General features: G+C 69.6%; 17 protein-coding genes. 12 read left to right on the top strand and 5 right to left on the bottom strand.

Features of this window, described 5'->3' with window-relative positions:
• The first annotated feature begins 7 nt into the window (after positions 1-7).
• The 3 genes from BJ998_RS03150 to BJ998_RS03140 all read left to right on the top strand — a co-directional run bounded on the left by BJ998_RS03150 (position 8) and on the right by BJ998_RS03140 (position 2757).
• Positions 8-925: an EamA family transporter gene (locus tag BJ998_RS03150; RefSeq protein WP_184858303.1), complete on the top strand. Its 918-nt coding sequence runs from the start codon at positions 8-10 to the stop codon at positions 923-925.
• Between the two features lie 39 nt (positions 926-964).
• Entirely contained in the window at positions 965-2446 is a 1482-nt protein-coding gene (locus tag BJ998_RS03145) for a peptide MFS transporter (RefSeq protein ID WP_184858301.1), read from the top strand.
• Positions 2447-2547: 101 nt separating this feature from the next.
• Entirely contained in the window at positions 2548-2757 is a 210-nt protein-coding gene (locus tag BJ998_RS03140; protein ID WP_184858299.1) for a hypothetical protein, read from the top strand.
• Positions 2758-2895: 138 nt separating this feature from the next.
• On the opposite strand, the gene BJ998_RS03135 is transcribed toward BJ998_RS03140, so the two are convergent.
• The gene (locus tag BJ998_RS03135; RefSeq protein ID WP_184858297.1) at positions 2896-4167 is read right to left on the bottom strand and encodes a cytochrome P450; all 1272 of its coding nucleotides are present in this window, start codon (positions 4165-4167) and stop codon (positions 2896-2898) included.
• A 103-nt stretch (positions 4168-4270) separates the two neighbouring features.
• Between BJ998_RS03135 and BJ998_RS03130 the strand changes: the two genes are divergently transcribed.
• Positions 4271-4828: a DUF1707 SHOCT-like domain-containing protein gene (locus tag BJ998_RS03130; protein ID WP_184858295.1), complete on the top strand. Its 558-nt coding sequence runs from the start codon at positions 4271-4273 to the stop codon at positions 4826-4828.
• Between the two features lie 236 nt (positions 4829-5064).
• On the opposite strand, the gene BJ998_RS03125 is transcribed toward BJ998_RS03130, so the two are convergent.
• On the bottom strand, positions 5065-5664 hold the full coding sequence (locus BJ998_RS03125; RefSeq protein WP_184858293.1) for a TetR/AcrR family transcriptional regulator: 600 nt from the start codon (positions 5662-5664) through the stop codon (positions 5065-5067).
• A gap of 218 nt (positions 5665-5882) precedes the next feature.
• On the opposite strand from BJ998_RS03125, the gene BJ998_RS03120 reads away from it, so the two are divergent.
• The 8 genes from BJ998_RS03120 to BJ998_RS03085 all read left to right on the top strand — a co-directional run bounded on the left by BJ998_RS03120 (position 5883) and on the right by BJ998_RS03085 (position 16147).
• Entirely contained in the window at positions 5883-7949 is a 2067-nt protein-coding gene (locus BJ998_RS03120; RefSeq protein ID WP_376775836.1) for a PQQ-dependent sugar dehydrogenase, read from the top strand.
• A gap of 152 nt (positions 7950-8101) precedes the next feature.
• Complete coding sequence (locus BJ998_RS03115) at positions 8102-9424, top strand: cytochrome P450 (protein ID WP_184858291.1); 1323 nt, start codon at positions 8102-8104, stop codon at positions 9422-9424.
• Between the two features lie 188 nt (positions 9425-9612).
• The gene (egtA, locus tag BJ998_RS03110; protein WP_184858289.1) at positions 9613-10935 is read left to right on the top strand and encodes an ergothioneine biosynthesis glutamate--cysteine ligase EgtA; all 1323 of its coding nucleotides are present in this window, start codon (positions 9613-9615) and stop codon (positions 10933-10935) included.
• Positions 10932-12236, top strand: coding sequence for an ergothioneine biosynthesis protein EgtB (gene egtB, locus BJ998_RS03105; protein ID WP_184858287.1), 1305 nt, complete (start codon positions 10932-10934; stop codon positions 12234-12236). The genes egtA and egtB overlap by 4 nt, the downstream gene beginning before the upstream one ends.
• Before the next feature lie 5 nt (positions 12237-12241).
• Entirely contained in the window at positions 12242-13003 is a 762-nt protein-coding gene (gene egtC / locus BJ998_RS03100; protein WP_184858285.1) for an ergothioneine biosynthesis protein EgtC, read from the top strand.
• A complete protein-coding gene (gene egtD / locus BJ998_RS03095) occupies positions 13000-13971 on the top strand; it encodes an L-histidine N(alpha)-methyltransferase (protein ID WP_184858283.1) in 972 nt (323 codons plus the stop codon). The genes egtC and egtD overlap by 4 nt, the downstream gene beginning before the upstream one ends.
• A gap of 108 nt (positions 13972-14079) precedes the next feature.
• Entirely contained in the window at positions 14080-15132 is a 1053-nt protein-coding gene (locus BJ998_RS03090; protein ID WP_184858281.1) for a 2OG-Fe(II) oxygenase family protein, read from the top strand.
• 67 nt (positions 15133-15199) lie between these two features.
• Positions 15200-16147 (top strand): GNAT family N-acetyltransferase, encoded by a 948-nt coding sequence (locus tag BJ998_RS03085; RefSeq protein WP_184858279.1) that lies wholly within the window; start codon positions 15200-15202, stop codon positions 16145-16147.
• A 35-nt stretch (positions 16148-16182) separates the two neighbouring features.
• On the opposite strand, the gene BJ998_RS03080 is transcribed toward BJ998_RS03085, so the two are convergent.
• The 3 genes from BJ998_RS03080 to acnA all read right to left on the bottom strand — a co-directional run bounded on the left by BJ998_RS03080 (position 16183) and on the right by acnA (position 21938).
• Positions 16183-18312 (bottom strand): alpha-galactosidase, encoded by a 2130-nt coding sequence (locus BJ998_RS03080; RefSeq protein WP_221337857.1) that lies wholly within the window; start codon positions 18310-18312, stop codon positions 16183-16185.
• A 236-nt stretch (positions 18313-18548) separates the two neighbouring features.
• Positions 18549-18851: a helix-turn-helix transcriptional regulator gene (locus tag BJ998_RS03075; RefSeq protein ID WP_312889892.1), complete on the bottom strand. Its 303-nt coding sequence runs from the start codon at positions 18849-18851 to the stop codon at positions 18549-18551.
• A 318-nt stretch (positions 18852-19169) separates the two neighbouring features.
• Positions 19170-21938 carry an aconitate hydratase AcnA gene (gene acnA / locus BJ998_RS03070; protein ID WP_184858275.1) on the bottom strand — a complete coding sequence of 923 codons (2769 nt, stop codon included), beginning with the start codon at positions 21936-21938 and terminating at the stop codon, positions 19170-19172.
• Between the last annotated feature and the right edge of the window lie 86 nt (positions 21939-22024).

Here is a 22024-nt window from a genome sequence, read left to right as displayed (position 1 = left end):
GGGCCCCATGCAACCTCGTCACCTGCTCGCGGCGGTGTTCGTCGCCCTCGTCTGGGGCATCAACTTCGTCGCCATCGACATCGGCCTGGAGTCCTTCCCGCCGCTGCTGTTCACCGCCATCCGGTTCGCCGTCGCCGCCGTGCCGGCGGTGTTCTTCATCGGACGGCCGCAGGTCCCGTGGCGCTGGGTGCTCGCGGTCGGCACGACGATCGGCGCGTGCCAGTTCGGGTTGCTGTTCCTGGGCATCCACCTCGGCATGCCGGCCGGCCTGTCGTCGCTGGTGATCCAGGCGCAGGCGGTGTTCACCATGGTGTTCGCCGCGCTGCTGCTGGGGGAGCGGCCGGGGCGGCGGCAGGTCGTCGGCATGGTCATCGCCCTCGCCGGCATCGGCTTGGTGGCGCTGGACTACGGGCAGGCCAGTCCGGTGCTGGCCTTCGTGCTGGTGCTCGCCGCCGCCGCGAGCTGGGCGCTCGGCAACATCGCCACCCGCAAGGCCGCGCCGCCGGACGCGTTCCGGTTCATGGTGTGGGTCAGCGTCGTGCCGCCGGTGCCGATGCTCGTGCTGTCCGCGCTGGTCGAGGGCGTCGACACGGACCTCGATGCCCTGTCCCACCTGGACGCCTCGGCGCTGGTCTCCCTGGGCTACGTCGCGTGGCTGTCCACCCTCGTCGGTTACGGCCTGTGGGGCATGCTCATTCGCCGTTACGGCGCAACGGCCATTGCTCCTTACTCCTTGCTTGTGCCCGTGTTCGGAATGTCATCGTCGGCTCTGGTTCTGCACGAGAAAATGTCCGGACTGGCGATCGCGGCGGCCGGCCTCGTCATCGTCGGCGTCGCTCTGACCTCGGCGTTCGGCCAGAAGCTGACGGGGTGGCAACGGGCTCGGCGCGACTCGCGCTATGGTGCGCCTCACGACGTTCGGTGAACGTCGAGTTGACTGTGAGTGCACACAGGAGGTAGTCGGTTGAGCGCCACCGTTGAGAGCGCGAAGCCTCCCCAAAAGGGATTCTTCGGGCATCCTGCCGCTCTCGGGCCGCTGTTCTTCACCGAGTTCTGGGAGCGCGTCTCCTACTACGGGATGCGCGCGATCCTGCTGTTCTTCATGTACAGCAAGCTCAGCGAGGGCGGCCTGGGCCTCGATCCGACGCTGGCCAAGAGCCTGATGTCGATCTACGGCGCGAGCGTGTTCATGTCGGGCGTGCTCGGCGGCTGGCTGGCCGACCGGATCCTCGGCTCGCGGCGGGCCGTGCTCTACGGCGGCGTGCTGATCATGTTCGGGCACATCGCGCTGTCGTTCCCGTCCGGGGTGGCCGCGCTGTACGTGTCGATGCTGCTGATCACCATCGGCACCGGCCTGCTCAAGCCCAACATCTCCAACATGGTCGGCGGCCTCTACGACGAGAAGGACCGCCGCCGCGACGCCGGCTTCTCGATCTTCTACATGAGCACCAACCTCGGCGCGGTGGTGGCGCCGCTGCTGGTCGGCACGCTCGGCCAGCAGGTCAGCTACCACCTCGGCTTCTCCGTGGCCGCCATCGGCATGTTCCTGGCCCTGGTGATCTACATCTTCGGCCGCAAGCGCCTGGCCGCCGTCGGCGACGCGCCCAGCAACCCGCTCACCGCCGAGGAGCGCGGCAAGGTCCTCGGCCGCATCGCCATCGGCGCCGCGGTCGTCGTCGTGCTGTTCGTGATCGTCGTGCTGGCCGGCCTGTTCACCGTCAAGCTCGTGATCAACGTGATCAGCGCGTTGGGCATCCTCCTGCCCGCTCTGTACTTCATCACCATGATCCGCAGCAAGCGGGTCAGCTCGGTGGAGCGGTCCCGGGTGGTCGCCTACATCCCGCTGTTCATCGCGTCGCTGTTCTTCTGGATGATCGAGGAACAGGGCTCGGTCGTGCTGGCCGACTACGCCGACAACCGCACCGACCTGCACATCGGCAGCCTGCCGCTGCTGGCGTCGTGGTTCCAGACGCTCAACCCCGGCTTCATCGTCGTGTTCGCGCCGCTGTTCGCCCTGCTGTGGACCAAGCTCGGCAGCCGCCAGCCGTCCACCCCGGTGAAGTTCTCCCTCGGCCTCGGCCTGGCCGGCCTGTCCTACCTGCTGATGATCCTGCCGGCCGCGCTGTACGGGCCGGACGCCAAGGTCAGCCCGTTCTGGCTGGTCGGCAGCTTCTTCATCGTCATCCTCGGCGAGCTGTGCCTGTCCCCGGTCGGTCTGTCGGCGACGACTCGGTTGGCCCCCAAGGCCTTCGGCGCCCAGATGATGAGCCTCTGGTTCCTGTCCGACGCCGCCGCCCAGGGCATCAGCGCCCAGATCGTGCCGTTCGCGACGCCGCAGACGGAGATCCCGTACTTCGGCATCGTCGGCGGCGTCACCGTCGTGCTGGCGATCGGCCTGCTCTTCCTGGCCCCGGCCATCTCCCGCAAGATGCAGGGCGTCGACTGACCCGTCCGGAAAGCGTTCGGAAGGGGGCATTCCTGGCGTTCAACGCCAGGAATGCCCCCTTCCGAACGTCAGGGCGGGGCGAACGGGCGTCGAAATCGTCGATGCGGTCGGCGTCGACGAGGTGGTGCGTCGGCCCGGGCAGCGGCACGACGTCCACGCTGGAGTCCGGAGTGGACAGTTGTCGGGCGTCGCCGACGGGCGCGGTGACACCGGGCAGCCCGTTGGCGGTCGCCACGTGCGTGGAGACGACGTCGATCAGGTGCACCGCGTGGCCGACGGCCGGCACTTTCCTGCCGGCACGGGCCGACTGAAAAGCAACCCCTCGATCCGTCACGGCGGCGGGGTGGCGGATCGAGAGGCGCTGCGTCCAGAGTGCCTGAAAAACTGGGAAATGCGGAATGTCATGACCCGAACGGGTGGGTGATGCCGGTCTCTTTGACCGTTAGTGGTCAGCCGATCGCGGCTGGTTGACGGGAAGTCACCCGCACGGGCAGCCGCAGCGGCCCGCGCACGACCCGGCTGGGGCGCCGCTGGACGGTGCCGCCGACGCGGAGGTCGGGGAACCGGCGGAACAGTGCCCGCAGCGCGATGCCACCTTCCATCCGGGCCAGTCCGGCGCCGAGGCAGTAGTGCACCCCGGAGGAGAACGTCAGGTGCTCGCGGGCGTTGGGCCGGTCGGGGTTGAACCGGTGCGGGTCCTCGAACACGGCGGGATCCCGGTTGGCGGCGGCGGTGAGCAGGATGACGGGCTTGCCGGCGGGCACGGGCCGCCCGGCCAGCTTGGCCTTGCCGTCCAGGGACAGCCGCGCGGTGTACTGGATCGGCGGGTCGAGCCGCAGGATCTCCTCGACGATGTTGTCCGTCGCATCGGGATCGTCGACGATTCGTTGCCGCGCGGCGGGATTGGCCAGCAGCGTCAGCACGCCGTTGCCGATCAGGTTGACCGTGGTCTCGAAGCCGGCGGCGAGCAGCAGCCCGGAGGTGGCGAGCAGTTCCCGCTCGGTCAGGCTGCCGTCGGCCAGCATGTGGCCGATCACGTCGTCGTTCGGCTCCGCACGATGCTGGGCGATCATGCCGGCGAGGAAGTCGTTCAGCTCCCGCAGCGTGGTCCGCAGCTCGCGCACCTGGGCGATGCTGCCCATGCCGTCGATGGACGCGGCCAGCGTGGTGCCCCACTCGGTCATCCGCCGGTGTTCGGCGTCGGGCACGCCCAGCAGGTCGCAGATGATCTTGATCGGCACCCGGGCGGCGAACTCGCCGACGAGGTCGAACTCCTCGCGCCCGGCCAGCTGGTCGAGGAAGCCGTCGACGATGGCCTCGATGCGGGCCTGCCGGTCGTGCATCGCCCGCGGCGTGAACAGCGGCGACACGATCCGCCGCAGCCGGCCGTGCTCGGGCGGGTTGTGGAACAGGAACGAGTCCTCCAGCGGGTGCACCATGCCGTCGATGCCGAGATCGGGCTGGCCCAGCTCGCGGTTGGGGGCGACGCCGTAGGCGGGATCGCGCAGCACGGCGCTGCAGAGCTCGTAGTCGGTGACGAGCAGCATGCCGAGCTTGCTGGGCACCACCTTGCCCCGCGCGCGGATGCGCTCGTACTGCGGATACGGATCGATGGACTGGAACGGCCGGATCAGCATCGCGCCGGGATCGTCCAGCAGCCGGAACCAGCCCAGCACGACCTTGCCCATCGCGATCGCGGTCGCGAGTTGTCTGTCGGACATGGTGTTCTCCTCACCCCGTCGCCGCCTTTCTACCACCGACTTGACCGCGCCGTCCGTAAAGTGAGAATCTCGGAAACTAAGAGATTTGGAGGGGGTGGGCATCATGTCGCTGCCCGAGCCGGCGCGATTCGAGGCGCCGCGGGCCGCCGTGCCGCTGCGGCTGTCCAACGACGACCGCGAGCGCGCGGTCGAACTGCTCAACCGGGCCGTCGCGGACGGCCGCCTGACCTGGCCGGAGCACGCCGAACGGGTGGAGGCCGTCTACGCCGCGCGGGTGACCGGCGACCTGCGGCCGCTGCTGTCGGACCTGGGCGGCACCGATGTGGCTCCGCTGTCGGACGGCACCACCGAGGTCGCCGCCGTGCTCAGCAAGATCGTCCGTGTGCCGGACACCAGCCGCCGCATCCACGCCCGGTCGCTCTTCGGCGCGGTGGTGCTCAACCTCGTGTCCGTGCCGGCCGGCGCGGAGATCGAGGTCCAGGTGGACGCCTTCTGCGGCAAGGTGCAGCTGATGGTCGCCGACGACGCGACCGTCATCGACGACGGCGCCGCCATCATGGGCAAGCGCGCGATCTACGGCGAGCAGGAAGGCCCCAACGGCCCGCGTATCCGGCTCACCGGCACGGTGAAACTGGGCAACCTCAAGGTGTTCAGGGTCTGAGCCCGGCGGTGCTGATCTCTCCGGCGACCTCGGCGACCCAGGGAGCGCGTCCCGGTTGGCCGTTCAGTTCTATGGCGCGATCGGCGTACTCGATTTGGCGTGTTGAAACGATTGTCAGCGGCCATCGCGGCGCGGACGGTCACACCCTCGCCCACGCCGCCGCTGGAGTATTTCCGAACCGCCGCCGGTTACCGAGCGCGAGCGCCGCGCGACATGGGCACTGTCGCCGAGGGTGATCAGCACTCGTTGCGGCGGTGCCTCCGGACGGTCTCCTCGACGAGGTCCAGCACCGGGCCGAGGTCGTCGGCGGGCAGGCCCATCGCGAGGTGCGAGACCAGGCCCTCCAGCACCAGCTCCAGAAAGTCGGACAGCACCTCGACGGAGACGTCGTCGCGCAGGTTGCCGGCCTCGCGCTGGCGGCGCAGGCGGTCCTGGGTGGCCTTGGTCAGCTGCTCGGACCGCTCGGCCCAGCGGGCCCGGAAGTCCGGGTCGGTGCGCAGCCGGCGGGACACTTCCAGCCGGGTGCCGAGCCAGTCGGCCGGGTGCTCGTCGTCGTTGTCGTCCTTGCGGCCGGCGAGCAGGTCGCGCATCACCTGCACGAGGCCCTGCTCGGCGACGACCTCGGCCATCCGCAGCGCGTCGTCCTCGGCCAGCGCGAGGAACAGCGACTCCTTGTCGCGGAAGTGATGGAAGATCGCGCCGCGGGACAGTCCGGTAGCCTCTTCCAGCCGCCGTACCGTCGCCCCCTCGTAGCCATGGCGGGCGAAGCAGGCACGCGCGCCGTCGAGGATCTGACGGCGGCGGGCCTCAAGATGGTCCTGGCTGACGCGGGGCATTCGACCATCGTCCAGCGAACGCCGGGCAATTGCAATCCGTACGTACGGATTGCATACAGAACGTAACCGATGAAACATCCTATGGCTTCAGTGCCAAATGAAGGCAAGCGCTTTCATGTATTGACACCCGCACGGACAAATGGTGTGATCCACCTTACGGACAAGAAAGTTTCCTGCCCGTTCCGCCGCCACCCCGTACCCCTGCTGTGGGAGGCATCGTGGCACCCCCATCCCGCCTGAGGCTGGCGCTCGCCGGTGGCCTGTCCGCGGTCGTCGCGCTGGCGATCGCGATTCCGAACGCGCTGGCCGCTCCCCAGGCCGGCACGGTCTATGAAGCAGAGAACGCGACGATCTCGCAAGGGACCGTGGCGAACAATCACACCGGTTACACCGGAACCGGTTTTGTCGACTACACAAACACCGTCGGCGGCTATGTCGAGTTCACGGTGAACGCGCCGTCGGCCGGCAGCGCCCGCCTGGACTTCCGCTACGCCTTCGACGCCGCCGACAACCGGCCGATGAACGTGACCGTCAACGGCACCACGGCGGTCAGCAACCTCGCCTTCCCGACCACCGGCAGCTGGACCACGTGGAAGGTGGCCACCACCACCGTCAACCTGAAGGCGGGCAGCAACAAGGTCCGGGCCACGGCGACCACCGCCAACGGCGGCCCGAACCTGGACAACGTCACGGTGACGCCGAACAACGTCGACACCACCCCGCCGACGGCGCCGAGCAACCTCGTGGTCAGCGACATCACGCCGACCACCGCGCACTTCACCTGGGCCGCGGCCACCGATGACACGAGCGTCGTCCGCTACGAGGTCAACCGCGGCGGCAACGTGCTCAAGACCGTCGACGGCAAGACGCTGTCGGCCACTGTGGACACTCTGACCCCGAACACGGCCTACGACATCTCGGTCGGCGCGTTCGACGCCGCGGGCAACGCCTCGCAGCAGAGCAACGTCGTCACGTTCACCACGCCGCCGAGCGATGACCACACGCCGCCGAGCGCGCCGGGCAACCTGCGCTCCACCGGCGTCACCGCGGACAGCGTCGCGTTGGCCTGGAACGCCTCCACCGACAACGGCGGCGTGATCGCGGGCTACGACGTCTACCAGGGCAGCGCCAAGGTCGCCAGCACCAACTCGACCAGCACCACGGTCACGGATCTCAGCCCCAGCACCAAGTACACGTTCACGGTCACCGCGCGCGACCCCGACGGCAACACGTCGGCGGCGAGCAACGCGATCTCCGTGACGACCTCCGCGCCGGGCGGCAAGGGCGGCATTCCCGTCTACGACAAGGACGTCGCCAAGCTCGACCTGCCGTGGGGCATCGACTGGCTGCCGGACGGCTCCGCACTCGTCGCCGAGCGCGACCGGTTCGAGATCGACCGGGTCACCCTGGACGGCCAGGTGACCGTGCTGGGCAAGGTGCCCGGCGCCATGACGACCAACGGCGAGGGTGGCGTGCTGGGCCTGGCCGTGTCGCCGAACTTCGCCAACGACCACTACATCTACATCGACCACACCGCGGCCAACGACAACCGGATCGTGCGGATGACCTACCAGGACGGGAAGTTGTCGACCACGTCGACGCCGATCCTGACCGGCATCGAGAAGAACCGGTACCACAACGGCGGCCGGCTGCGCTTCGGCCCGGACGGCAAGCTGTACGCCACCGCCGGCGACGCCAAGAACGGCGCCAACGCGCAGAACAAGAACTCGCTCAACGGCAAGGTGCTGCGGCTCAACGCGGACGGCAGCGCGCCGACCGACAACCCGTTCTACTCCTCGGGCGGCAACGCGCGGTACGTCTACAGCATGGGTCACCGCAACCCGCAGGGCATCGCCTGGGACTCGCGCGGGCAGCTGTGGGAGACCGAGTTCGGCGAGAACAGCCAGGACGAGCTGAACCTGATCCAGAAGGGCGGCAACTACGGCTGGCCGTCGTGCGAGGGCACGCAGGGCAACTGTGGTGGCTACATCGCGCCGAAGCGCACCTGGCCGACCGCGCAGGGCGGGCCGAGCGGGATCGAGATCGTCAACGACTGGATCTACATCGCCGCGGTCACCGGCGAGCGGATGTACGTGGCGCAGATCAACTCCGCCGGCAACGGCACCAGCACCCCGCAGGCGATCTTCGCCGGGCGGTGGGGCCGGCTGCGCACCGTCGTCAAGACGCCCGACGGCGGCCTGTGGGTGACGTCGACCAACGACGACAAGAACGGCGGCACGCCGAGCTCCAAGGACAACGTCATCGTGCGGTTGAAGTTCCCCTAGTGATTTCCCCAGCTAGTACAGGTTGACCGAGAACACAAGCCCCCGTGGTCAAACACGGGGGTTTTGTGTAGCCATTGCCCCCGGACGGCTGTCCCGGCGGCGGCCCGGTGCTATCACATCGGTGTCCGGCCGTCTAGTGGACAGGACAGCAGATGACGATCAACGTCTTGCCGGGCGGCCTGCCGCTGCTCGGACACGCAGTGGATCTTCTACGCCGGCCGCTGGAGTTCGTCGAGCAGCTGCGCGACACCGGCAGCGTCGTCCGGTTCAACCTGGGGCCGCGGCCCGCGTACCTGATCAGCACCCCCGACCTGATGAAGGAGCTGCTGATCACCAAGTCGCACTGCTTCGACAAGGGCGGGCCGCTGTTCAAGCAGTCGAAGCCGTTGCTGGGCAACGGTCTGGTCGGCTGCGACCGCGAGCAGGCCCGCCGCGCGCGGCCGCTCATGCAGCCGGCGTTCCACCACAGCCGGCTGGCCCGCTACACCGAGGTGATGGCCCAGGTGTCGCAGGAGATCGCCGACGAGTGGGTCGACGGCTCCACCGTGGACTTCGACGCCCTGATGAACGTGGCGACGATGGACGCGCTGACCCGGTGCCTGTTCGCCGGCGTCAAGGACACCGACACCGCCGCCGAGGTGCGCGCCGTGATGCAGGTGATCGTCAACGGCGTGGGCCGGCGGGCGTTCATCCCGATCTCGTTCGTGCACAAGCTGCCGCTGCCGCCCAAGCTGCGCGAGGACGCCGCCATGCGGGAGCTGCACCGGGTGGTGGACAACGTCATCGCCGAGTACCGGCGCGGCGGCGTCGACCACGGCGACCTGATGTCGATGATGATGATGGCTCAGGACGACACCGGCACCGGCATGACCGACACCCAGCTGCACGACGAGGTGCGCAGCATGATGGTCGCCGGCACCGAGACGTCCGCGACGATGCTGCTGTGGATGGCCTACGCCCTGCACCAGCATCCCGACATCCGCGACCGCATGCACGAGGAGCTCGACCTGGTGCTGGCCGGGCGGCGCATCGACTACGAGGACATGCCCAAGCTGGAGTACACCGGCCGGGTGGTGCAGGAGGCGCTGCGCATGTACCCGGTGGCGTGGCTGCTCACCCGCTACGCCACCACCGACGTGGAGCTGGACGGGGTGCACATCCCGGCCGGCGCCGACGTCATGTTCAGCCCGTACGCGCTGCACATGGATCCCCGCAACTTCGACGACCCCCGCCGGTTCGACCCGGACCGCTGGCTGCCGGAGCGGGCCCGGTCCATGCACCGCCAGGCCTTCCTCCCGTTCGGCGCCGGCGTGCGCAAGTGCATCGGCGAGTCCTTCGCCTTCACCGAGATGATGATCATGGTGGCGACGTTCTTCGGCTCGTGGAACCTGACGCCGGTGCACGTGGACCCCGAGCCGCTGGCCAGCACGACGTACCGCCCCCGGCACTCCCACTTCGTGCTGAGCCGGCGGTGACGCCGGCGGTCCCGCCGTGGAGGGTGCGGCGGGACCACCCGGTGACCGGACGGGCAGCGGTCGGGCGACCGGTTGTCCGGCAGTCCTTACCAACAGGTGAACGACCGCCAGCCTGACCTGTGAGCCCGTGCGATTGTCAGACCCTCCGTGTAGCGTCGGAACGACGACGATCACGAAGGGTGGTAACGGTGACTACCGTCAGTGTTACTCCCGCCACCGATCCGGCGCCCGACTTACTTCGGGACCGTGAGCGGGCCGAGGCGTACGTGGCCTCGGTCTGCTTCAAGCACGGGCCACCGAGGTACGTCGGGGCTGAGATCGAGTGGACGGTGCACCACGCGCAGGACCGATGTCAGCCGCTCGACCAACACGTCCTGGCGAAAGCCCTGGGGCCGCACGCCCCCGCCACGCTCCGGCCCGACAGCCCGAACCTGCCGCTTCGCGGTGGTTCCCCTGTCACCGTCGAGCCCGGTGGCCAGGTGGAGATCAGCACTCCACCGAAGACGACAACCGCCGACCTGCTCACCACCGTCTCCGCCGACATCGCGCAGCTGCAGCAGCTGCTGGCGGCCGAAGGACTGGAACTGGGCACGGCCGGAACCGATCCCTATCGCCCACCGCGCCGGATTCTGAACACCCCGCGCTACGCGGCGATGAACTCCCGCTTCGACCGGCACGGACCCGACGGTGTGGTCATGATGTGCAGCACCGCGGGCCTGCAGGTGTGCCTGGACACGGGCGAGGCGGGACAGGTCGCCACCCGCTGGAACGCGCTGCACGCGCTGGGTCCGGCGCTGCTGGCGGTGTTCGCCAACTCGCCGGGACTGGCCGGCCGACCGACCGGGTGGGCCTCCGCCCGCACCCGCGTGGTGCTGGGCGCCGAGCCCGCCCGCAGCGGCCCGGGCGACACCGGCGACGACCCGGCGGCGAGCTGGGCCCGTCGGGTGCTGGACACGCCGATGATCTGCTTCCGGCACGGCGGCGACAGCTGGGACGTGCCCGGCGACGTCACCTTCGCCGACTGGATCGCCGGCGCGCTGCCCGGCGTGCCCACCACCGAGGACCTCGACTACCACCTGAGCACGATGTTCACCCCGGTCCGGCCGCGCGGCTACTTCGAGGTGCGGTACCTGGACTCGCAGCCGCCCGGTGACTGGAGCCCGGCGGTCGCGCTGCTCATCGCGCTGTTCAGCGCGGACGACGTGGTCGACGCCGCGCTGGATGCGGCCGCGCCCGCCGCGGGGCGCTGGCTGCCGGCGGCCCGGCACGGCCTGGACGACCCGTTGGTCGCCCGGGCCGCGGCCGCCGCACTCGAGCTGGGCCTGCGCAACATGCACCGGCTCGGCCTGCCGACGGAGCTGTCCGCACCGGTGATCGACAGCCTCGATCGCCGGCTCGCGACGGCCACCGCGAAGCTTGGAGGCAACACCGTGAGCGAGCTTGCGAGCGAACCATTCAACACCGGGACCTGCGTCGCAGACGCGCCGAGCGCTAGCGAGGAGGGTCTGTGACCACTCTCGATCTCCGTTCTGCCATCGCCGAGGCGCTCGAGCGCTCGCGGAACCGCAGTACCCTGCTCACCGACGCCGTGGACGACGACGACCTGGTCCGCCAGCACTCCAAGCTGATGTCGCCGCTGGTGTGGGACCTCGCCCACATCGGCAACCAGGAGGAGCTGTGGCTGGTGCGCGACGTCGGCGGCCGGGACCCGGTTCGCCAGGACATCGACGAGCTGTACGACGCGTTCCAGCACCCGCGGGCCGAACGGCCGGCGCTGCCGCTGCTCAACCCGGTGGAGGCCCGCACCTACGTGCGTGAGGTGCGGGACAAGGTGTTCGACGTGCTCGACCGCACGCCGTTGGAAGGCCGCCGGCTGGTCGAGAACGGCTTCGCCTTCGGCATGATCGTGCAGCACGAGCAGCAGCACGACGAGACCATGCTGGCCACCCACCAGCTCCGCAAGGGCGCGCCCGTGCTGCACGCGCCCAACCCGCCGGCGGCGCCGGCCGAGCGGCTGCCGGCCGAGGTGTTCGTGCCCGGCGGCCCGTTCGAGATGGGCACCTCGCTGGAGCCGTGGGCGCTGGACAACGAGCGGCCCGCGCACCAGGTGCACGTCGACTCGTACTGGATCGACACCACGCCCGTGAGCAACGGGCAGTACCTGGCGTTCATGGACGCCGGCGGCTACGACGACCCGCGCTGGTGGAGCGAGCGTGGCTGGGCGTACCGCAACGAGGCCAAGCTGACCGCCCCTCGGTTCTGGCAGCGGGACGGCGACGGCTGGCTGCGCACCAGATTCGGCGTGGTCGAACCGATTCCGCCGGACGAGCCGGTCGTGCACGTCTGCTACTTCGAGGCGGAGGCGTACGCGGCGTGGGCCGGCAAGCGGCTGCCCACCGAGCCGGAGTGGGAGAAGGCGGCCCGCTTCGACCCGGAGACGGGACGGTCCCGCCGGTATCCCTGGGGCGACGAGGATCCGACGCCGGAGCACGCCAACCTCGGCCAGCTGCACCTGCGGCCGGCCCCGGTCGGCGCGTACCCGCTCGGGCAGTCGCCGCTGGGCGTGCGGCAGCTGATCGGCGACGTGTGGGAGTGGCTCGACTCCGGCTTCCAGCCGTATCCGGGCTTCAAGGCGTTCCCGTACCGGGAGTACTCCGAGGTGTTCTTCGGCGGGGACTACAAGATGCTGCGGGGCGGCTCGTTCGGCACCGACAAGGCGGCCGTGCGCGGCACCTTCCGCAACTGGGACCACCCGATCCGGCGGCAGATCTTCGCCGGCTTCCGGTGCGCCCGCGACCACCGGCGGGACTGACGCCGGTGTGCCGCCATCTGGGTTACCTGGGCCCCGCCGTGCCGCTGGCCGACCTGCTGCTGGCGCCGCCGCACTCGCTGCTGCACCAGTCGTACGCGCCGCGGGACATGCGGCACGGCGGGACCATCAACGCCGACGGGTTCGGCGCGGGCTGGTTCGCGCCCGGCGAGAAGTCGCCGGTGCGCTACCGGCGTGCGGTGCCGATGTGGACCGACACCGCGTTCGCCTCGCTGGCCACCGCGACCACGGCGACGGCCGTGGTCGCGGCCGCGCGGTCCGCGACCGTCGGCATGCCCGTGGTGGAGACGGCCAGCGCCCCCTTCGCCGAGGGGAGCTGGCTGTTCAGCCACAACGGGGTCGTACGCGGCTGGCCGGACAGCGTTTCGCTGCTGGCCCAGCGGTTGCCCGTCACCGACCTGCTCACGTTGGACGCCCCGACCGACGCGGCGCTGCTGTGGGCGCTGGTCCGGCACCGGCTGCGGGCCGGGCAGGAGCCGGTGGACGCGATCGAGGCGGTCATGCTGGAGGTGGCCGCCGCCGCGCCCGACTCGAGACTGAACCTGTTGCTGGGCAACGACGAACTGCTCGTCGCCACCGCGTGGTGGCACTCGCTGTGGGTGCGGCCCGGGCCGGGCGCGGTGACCGTCGCGTCCGAGCCCATCGACGACGACCCGGCGTGGGTCGCCGTGCCCGACCGCAGCATCGTGTTCGCCTCCAAGACCACTGTGGACATCCGACCCCTGGATCCAGGACGGCAGGAACCATGACTAACCCGGTAGTGGAAAACCACCTCACCGCCGACCACATGGCCCGCGCGCTGCGCAACGACGTGCGCGCCGGGCTGGCCGGTCCGCTGAAGTCGTTGCCGCCCAAGTGGTTCTACGACGCGGTCGGCAGCGACCTGTTCGAGCGGATCACCGAGCTGCCCGAGTACTACCCGACCCGGGCCGAGCGGGAGGTGCTGCGGGCCCGGGCCGCCGAGATCGCCTCGGTGACCCAGGCGCGGACACTGATCGAACTCGGCTCCGGCTCGTCCGACAAGACCCGGACGCTGTTGGATGCATTGCGGGACAACGGATCGCTGCGTCAGTTCGTGCCGATGGACGTCTCGGAGAGCGCCCTGCGCGCGGCCGCCGAGACGATCGTCGGCGAGTACCCGGGCCTGTCCGTGCACGCCGTGGTCGGAGACTTCACCGAGCACCTGGCGCTGCTGCCCGGCGAGGGGCCGCGGATGGTGGCGTTCCTCGGCGGCACCATCGGCAACCTGCTGCCGGCGGAGCGGGCCAAGTTCTTCGGCTCCATCCGTGCGGTGCTGGAGCCGGGGGAGTGGCTGCTGCTCGGCACCGACCTCGTGAAGGACCCCGGCGTGCTGGTCCCGGCGTACGACGACGCGCAGGGCGTGACCGCCGAGTTCAACCTCAACGTGCTCCGTGTCGTCAACCGTGAACTCGACGCCGACTTCGACGCCGACGCCTTCCAGCACGTGGCGCTGTGGGACGACGTCGACGAGTGGATCGAGATGCGGCTACGGGCGCTGCGGCCCATGCACGTGAAGCTGCCCGGCGCCGGCATCGAGATCGACTTCGCCGAGGGGGAGGAGATGCGCACCGAGATCTCCGCCAAGTTCCGCCACGAGCGCGTCACCGCCGAGCTCGCCGACGCCGGCTTCGCCCTGTCGCACTGGTGGACCGACAGCGCGCGGCGCTTCGCGGTATCGCTGTCCCGCGCGGAGTGACGTAATGCCCGATCATCGGCGGCGTTCTCCGGGGCGCCGCCGATGTATCTTTAGGCCTGCTTCGGCGTCCCGTAGAACCGTTCGTGCCCGCACGACCGTGTGCACGCCATGACGACACTTCGAACCTTCCAGCTGCCCGCCGAGGTCACCGGTTCGATCTGGGACATCGCGCTGGGCGTCGAACTCGTCCGCACCTGGCAGTCCGACGGCATCCTGCAGGTCGCCACCGGCAGCGTCGCCAACGCCGTCAGCGCCGCGGCGCTGCGGGAGAGCCGCCGCTTCTTCGCCCGGCCGCTGCCCGACAAGGCCGCCCTCGTCAGCGATCTCACCTATGCCGGCTATGTCGCCTCCGGCGAGGAGGTCACCGCCGGGGAGCAGGACTTCTCCGAGATCTTCACCGTCTGCAAGGACGTGCCGGTCACCGATCCCCGCGTCCGCGCCGGCTGGCCCTGCCACGGGCCCGTGCCCTGGCCCGACCCCGTCTACCGGGACGTCATGACCGCCCTGATGTCCCAGTTCGGCCTCATCGGCGACAAGATCCTCAAGCTCACCGCCCTGGGCCTGGGGCTGGCCGACATGAACGCCCTCACCACCCTCGCCACCGACGGCTGGCACCACATGCGTGTGCTGCGCTTTCCCGCCCGGTCCGAGGCTTCCACCCGGGGCATCGGCGCTCACACCGACTACGGCATGCTCGTCATCGCCACCCAGGACGAGGTCGGCAACGGCCTGTTCGTCCGGCCGCCCGTTCCCGGTGAGAAGCGCCCCCGCAACTGGCTCGACCACGAGAGCTCCGCCGGCGCGTTCGAGAACGAGGAGCCCTGGCGCCTCGTCGACCCCGTGCCCGGCACGTTCACCGTGTTTCCGGGCGACATCCTCCAGTTCCTCACCTCCGGCGAGCTGCTTTCCACGCCGCACAAGGTGAAGCTGGCCGACCGTGAGCGCTACTCCGTCGCCTACTTCCACGAGCCCGACTTCCCCGCCGCCCTTCGTCCCCTCGCCGGCGGGGAGCCCGAGGAGGTCATCCACTACGGCTCGCATTTCACCAGCATGTTCATGCGGTGCTATCCGGAGCGGGTGACGACGCGGCGGATTCTCGCGGAGGACCGGCTGGAAATCCTGGCGCGGATGCGGGAGTCGGTGCCGGCGAGTCGGGCTTAGCGGTGGTGTGGGGTGTCGCCCGAAAACGGTTCGACGGCCGTGGGGAGCCCTGACACAGTGGCGCACTATGGCGAACGTCGAGCTGGTGACCGCCGAGGACCTGCAGCTCATGCAGGAGCTGGCGCAGCGGGTCACGGCCACCCGCCCGGACCTGGTGAACAGCGACGCGTCGTATGGGGAGCTGGCCTGGAACTGGGGCAAGGGCTACGCGAGCATCGGCGGGAGCTGGCGGCGTCGGCTGTGGTTCGACGGCGGGGACCTGGTGGCATGGGGCTGGGCCCAGCTGCCGCACCAGGTGAGGAGGAACGACGGGTCGGTGCGGGACGTCAAGGGCGCCTACCTGGCGTACCAGGTCCATCCCGACCATGCCGGCCTGGTCGACGCGGTGATCGACTGGTACGACGCGACGGCGGCGGGCCTGGAGCGAACGGTGTTGCCGGGGGCCGCCGATGAGTACGGCCTGAAGCGGTGGGCGGCGCACGGCTACGAGACGGACACGGAGGCGCTGGGCGACGCGGGGTCCTGGACGCAGCTCAACGAGCGGGACCTGACCGACGTGGAAAAGCCGGTGCTGCCGGACGGCTTCCGGTTCCGCACGGCGGACGAGGCCGGCCCGGAGGCGGCCGTCCAGGCCCACGTGGACGCCTGGGCGCCGACGGCGTACACGGCGGAGAGCTACGACGGCGTCCGGCAGACGGCGGCGTATCGCGGCGACCTGCACGTCCTGGTGGAGGCGCCGGACGGGACGATGGCGTCGTCAACGATCATGTGGCTCGACGAGGTGAACAAGACCGTCGAGTTCGAGCCGGTCGGGACGCATCCGGGCTACCGGCGTCTCGGCTTGGGCAGGGCGATGCTGTTGCACGGAATGCAGCTGGCCCGGGAGGCCGGGGCCAACCACGCCACGGTCGCGTGCCTGGGGGCGCCCGCGCATGTCAGGGCGCGCGAGCTGTACTACGGCGTCGGGTTCCGGGAGCTGTCCCGGGACGCGCCGCTGATCAAGACCGCGAAGTAGCGGGGTGGGTGGGCCGGAGCCCACCCACCCGCCGGTCAGGACGCCGGCACGAGCGTCCACTTCTGGTTGGCGCCGTTGTTGCCGGACCACTGGATGATCGCGGCGCCGTCGGAGAGGGAGTTGTTGTACGCGTCCAGCTGCAGGCCGCTGGAGGCGCTGACGATGCCGAGGCGGTTGGGGCCGGCGTCGACGAGCCGCCAGCGCGAGTTGGAATTGCCGTCGTCGTGGTACTGGATGAGCTGGGTGCCCTGAGTGGTCGATGCCCCGGGCACGTTGAGCAGCTTGCCGCTGTTGACGTTGGTGATGGTGTACAGCCCGTTGCCGGCGGGGGACAGCGTCCACAGCTGGTCGGCCTGCTCGTTGTCCTCCCACTGCAGCACCTTGGCGCCGTCGGCGGTGGAGTCGTTGTCGACGTCCATCCGCCCACCGCTGTTGAGGTTGACGAGCTTGTACCGCGTGCCGGCGTCGATGACGGGCGTCAGCTGCCACTGCTGGTCGGCAGCGCCGGTGCCGACGGCCTGAACGACGGTGCTCGAACCGGCGCCGACAACGAGACCGTTCTGGGCGCTGGTGATGGCAGAGCCAGCAACCCGCCACTGCGAGGCAGCCCCGCTGTCACGGGACTGCACGAGCGACGCGCCGGGCGTGGAGTTGGGCACGGTGAGCAGAAGACCGGTGCTGCGGTTGACCAGTTTGACGGTGCCGGCGCCGGACGGGACGGCCTGCCACGTCTGGGTGGCAGCGCCGCTCAAGGGACGCTGCACGACGGACGAGGACGTCACGTCCAGGGCGCCGTTGGCGTTGGAGACCGTGTAGTACATGCCGGTGTAGTGGAACCCGGCGGTCGGCACGACCCGCAGCAGCCGCGAGGCGTGCGGCGCGAGCGAGGCGCTGAACGTGGTGGCGGCGGTGCCGAGATCGGTGTGCGACCACAGGTCACGCACGGAGGCGCTGCCGCCGAAGCCGAGGTCGCTCCAGCGTGCGGTGACGGTCGCGGTCGAACCGGTGAGGTTGAACAGCGCCACGGTGTAGCTGCCGTCGGCGTTGCCGGTGGCCCAGGTCTGCAACTGGGTCAGCCGGTCGACCGGCCGGGCGGCGTTGCCACGCTGGTCGACGGCGAGCACCTCGTCGTTGGTGAGCAGCGACAGGTCGTCGGCGGTGAGCGCGGTCAGGTCGGTGCCCAGGGTGATCGGCGACGCGGTGACGGCCCACAGCGTCATCGCGGTACGCCGCTCGTCCGCGGTGAGCCCGGTGTTGGAACCGCCGATCTCCAGCGAGTCAGGGTCGTTCCAGCCGCCGGCGCCCGCCCAGTCCGTCCAGTTCGGCAGGTCGCCGAAGCGCTGAGCGACGTTGTTCCAGTTGGTCAGGGTGCTGCAGTAGCACTCGACGTCGCCCTCGATCCGCCACCCGTTGGCGTACTGCTTCCAGATCGCGGCGTCGGACAGCGCCAGCGAGTTGGACAGCTCGAAGTGGATCGGCCGCCCGGCCTGGTTGAGCGCCTGCGACCAGTGCTGCACGTCCGGGATGTCCCAGTCGCCGACTCCGTCCAGCTTGACGTAGTCGACACCCCACGACGCCAGCTGGTTCGCCCAGGAGTTCAGGAACGCCTGCGCGGCGGCCGGGTTCTTGGCGTAGTCGATGTAGTACATCGAGCCGTTGCCGAAGTTGTAGTTGGTCTCGTACCGGCTGGTGTAGGACACGATGTCGCGGGCGTGCCAGCCGGTGCCGGTGATCGGTGTGTTCTGCTGGTACGCGGCGACGGGGATGCCGGGCGTCAGGTACATGCCGAACTTCTCGCCGAGACCGTGCACGTAGTCGGCGACCGCCGCCATGCCGTGCGGGAAGCGGTTCGGGTCGATCGCCCAGCGGCCGCCGGAGTCCACTGTGGTCGCGGGGTTGAGGTAGTAGAAGTCGTCGATGTTGAGGTACGTGTAGCCGTGCGCGACCAGTCCGCTGTCATGCATGGCGCGGGCCTGCGCCTCGATGTCGGCCTCGGTCGGATTGTTCCGCACGAAGCTCCAGCTGCTCCAGCCGAGCTGCGGTGTGGCGGCGACGCCGTTGCTCTGCGTCGGAGCCAGGCCGCCCGACGCGGTCTGGGTCCGGGCGTGTGCGGCTGGCAGGGGCAGCACGCACAGCAGGGCCGCGCAGAAAAGTGAATATGTCAACCGTCTGAAGGACAACGCCCACCCTCACAGGGTCCGGGGCGGCGGGACGACGAGCACGTTGTCATACACGCCGGCCTCGGTCAAGACGCCGTTTGGTTCGACAATGTGAATCAGCGGTTTTATCGGTGTTACCGCATCAAAACGTGAGTAGTTGCCCGTTGTATCAATTGATTCCACGGCCGACCGGTGTCGTCGAGATGGCGGACCCGACGATGCCCGGCCGCGCCGGTCGGCGGTCAGCCCGCGTTCTGCCGCCGCTGCACCGGGATCCGCCGGGACCTGCGGGCCGCCAGCGCCGCGCTCTCCCAGCGCTCGGACGGGCAGCCCAGCACCTCGCTGAGCCAGGTGCGCCAGTACGGTCCCGGGATGCGCTTGCCGCGCTCCCAGCGGGACACCTCCTCCCGGGTCACCGCGTCGTTGCCGGACACCCCCGCCAGCTGGTCGGCCAACTCGTACTGGGTCAGCCCGTGCTGCCCCCGTAGGTGAATTATCAACTCGCCGATGGAGAGTTGCGTCCGCATTCCAGTGCCGCCGGCCACGTTCCACTCCCTGCTGCATGTGGCGGAATAGTGGATCCACGCGCGTCACATGCTCACCGCCCAAGGACCGTTTCGGATCCTATCGGCGGGTGCCGCCCATAGCTACGGTCCGTGCATGGTTTGTCGAAGAGATTTACCGACGTTGCCGGCACCGGCTGAACGGAACTCCCGCGCAATACCCGGAATGGAGTAGGTCAAGCCTGCGCGAGGCGGGACGTGCGGCACTCGTCGGCGGAAGGTTCTCGTGTACGAGCACGGCGGCGACGAAAAAGGGCCGCCGCCGGGAGTTCCCGGCGGCGGCCCCTCGTGTGCCGAAGGTCAGCTGTTGACCATCTTGCGCAGCACGTATTGCATGATGCCGCCGTTGCGGTAGTAGTCCGCCTCGCCGGGGGTGTCGATGCGCACCACGGCGTCGAACTCGACCTTGCCGCCGTCGGTCCTGGTCGCGGTGACCTTGACCGTCCGCGGCGTCGTGCCGTTGTTCAGCTCGGTGACGCCGGCGAAGTCGAAGGTCTCCGTGCCGGTCAGGCCCAGCGACGCGGCGTTCTCGCCGGCCGGGAACTGCAGCGGCAGCACGCCCATGCCGATCAGGTTGGAGCGGTGGATGCGCTCGAACGACTCGGCGATCACGGCGCGCACACCCAGCAGGCTGGTGCCCTTGGCCGCCCAGTCCCGCGACGAACCCGAGCCGTACTCCTTGCCGGCCAGGATCACCAGCGGCACGCCCGCCTCGGCGTAGGCCACCGACGCGTCGTAGATGGTGGTCTGCTCGCCGTCGGCCAGGAAGTTGCGGGTGAAACCGCCCTCGACGCCGTCCAGCAACAGGTTCTTGAGCCGGATGTTGGCGAAGGTGCCCCGGATCATCACCTCGTGGTTGCCGCGGCGGGAACCGTAGGAGTTGAAGTCCCGGCGCTCGACGCCGTGCTCGGTCAGGTACTTGCCGGCGGGGGAGTCGGCCTTGATGGAGCCGGCGGGCGAGATGTGGTCGGTGGTGACCGAGTCGCCCAGCAGCGCCAGCACCCGGGCGCCGCTGATGTCCGTGACCGGGGACGGCTCCAGCGCCATGCCCTCGAAGTACGGGGGCTTGCGCACGTAGGTCGAGTCGTCGGCCCACTCGAAGGTGTTACCGGTCGGCGTCGGCAGCGACTGCCAGCGCTCGTCGCCGGCGAACACGTCCGCGTAGTCCTTGGTGAACATCTCGGCGGTGACCGCGGAGGCGATGACCTCCTGCACGTCCTGCGGCGACGGCCAGATGTCGGCGAGGTAGACGTCCTTGCCCTCGCTGTCGGTGCCGATCGGGTCGCTGGTCAGGTCCAGGTCCATGGTGCCGGCCAGCGCGTAGGCCACCACCAGCGGCGGGCTGGCCAGGTAGTTCATCTTGACGTCCGGGTTGATCCGGCCCTCGAAGTTCCGGTTGCCGGACAGCACCGACACGATCGCCAGGTCGTTCTCCTGCACCGCGGCGGAGATCTCCTCCGGCAGCGGGCCGGAGTTGCCGATGCAGGTGGTGCAGCCGTAGCCGACCAGGTTGAAGCCCAGCTTGTCCAGGTACGGGGTCAGGCCGGCCTTCTCGTAGTAGTCCATGACGACCTTGGAGCCCGGCGCCAGGGTGGTCTTCACCCACGGCTTGCGGGACAGGCCGCGCTCGACCGCGTTCTTGGCCAGCAGCGCGGCGCCGATCATCACCGACGGGTTGGACGTGTTGGTGCAGGAGGTGATCGCCGCGATGCCCACGTGGCCGTGGTCCAGCGTGGTCTCGGTGCCGTCCTCCAGGGTCACCGACACGACCTTGCGCGGGCGGGCGCCGTTGGCGGCCGCGTTGTGCGCCGGGGCGTCGCTGGCCGGGAACGACTCGTCGATCTCCTCGTCCACGTTGTCGTCGGCCTTGACGTAGTCGCGCACGTTCTGCTGGAAGCGCTTCTTGGCCTCGGCCAGCTCGATGCGGTCCTGCGGGCGCTTCGGGCCGGCGATCGACGGCACGACCGTGGCCAGGTCCAGCTCCAGCTGCTCGGAGTAGACCGGCTCACGCTCGTCGTCGTGCCACAGGCCCTGCTCCTTGGCGTACGCCTCGACCAGCGCGACCTGCTCGGCGCTGCGGCCGGTGAGCTTGAGGTAGTCCACCGTCTCGCCGTCGATCGGGAAGATGGCGCAGGTGGAGCCGAACTCGGGGCTCATGTTGCCGATGGTGGCGCGGTTGGCCAGCGGCACCGCCGACACGCCCGAGCCGTAGAACTCGACGAACTTGCCGACCACGCCGTGCTTGCGCAGCATCTCGGTGATGGTCAGCACCAGGTCGGTGGCGGTGGCGCCGGCGGGCAGTTCGCCGTGCAGCTTGAAGCCGACGACGCGCGGGATGAGCATGGAGACCGGCTGGCCCAGCATGGCCGCCTCGGCCTCGATGCCGCCGACGCCCCAGCCCAGCACGCCGATGCCGTTGACCATGGTGGTGTGGCTGTCGGTGCCGACCACGGTGTCCGGGTAGGCGATGCCGTTGCGGACCATCACCACGCGGGCCAGGTGCTCGATGTTGACCTGGTGCACGATGCCGGTGCCGGGCGGCACGACCTTGAACTCGTCGAAGGCGGTCTGGCCCCAGCGCAGGAACTGGTAGCGCTCGCGGTTGCGCTCGTACTCCAGGTCCACGTTGCGCTCGAAGGCGTCGGGCCGGCCGAAGATGTCGGCGATGACCGAGTGGTCGATGACCAGCTCGGCCGGGGCCAGCGGGTTCACCTTGGCCGGGTCGCCGCCCAGCTGCGTGACGGCCTCGCGCATGGTGGCCAGGTCCACCACGCAGGGCACGCCGGTGAAGTCCTGCATGATCACCCGGGCCGGGGTGAACTGGATCTCGGTGTCGGGATCGGCGCTCGGGTCCCAGCTCGCCAGCGCACGGACGTGGTCGGCCGTGATGTTCGCACCGTCCTCGGTGCGCAGCAGGTTCTCCAGCAGGATCTTGAGGCTGTACGGCAGGCGCTCGGCGCCGTCGACCGCGCTCAGTCGGAACACCTCGTAGGAGGCGTCCCCAACGGTGAGCGTGCCACGGGCGCCGAAGCTGTCCTTGCTCGCAGGTGCAGTCACGTCAAACTCCATCGTGCGACGGCGCTGGTCAGTTCGGGAGCGTAGGGACGCCAGTGTCGCGCACCTTGGTGGGGTGCGCCGCCGGACCCTGCTCGGCT

The organism is Kutzneria kofuensis, from assembly GCF_014203355.1.
GTDB classification, from domain to species: domain Bacteria; phylum Actinomycetota; class Actinomycetes; order Mycobacteriales; family Pseudonocardiaceae; genus Kutzneria; species Kutzneria kofuensis.
The sequence above is the reverse complement of the archived record's forward strand: the minus strand, read 5'-3'. Positions and strand labels throughout refer to the sequence as shown.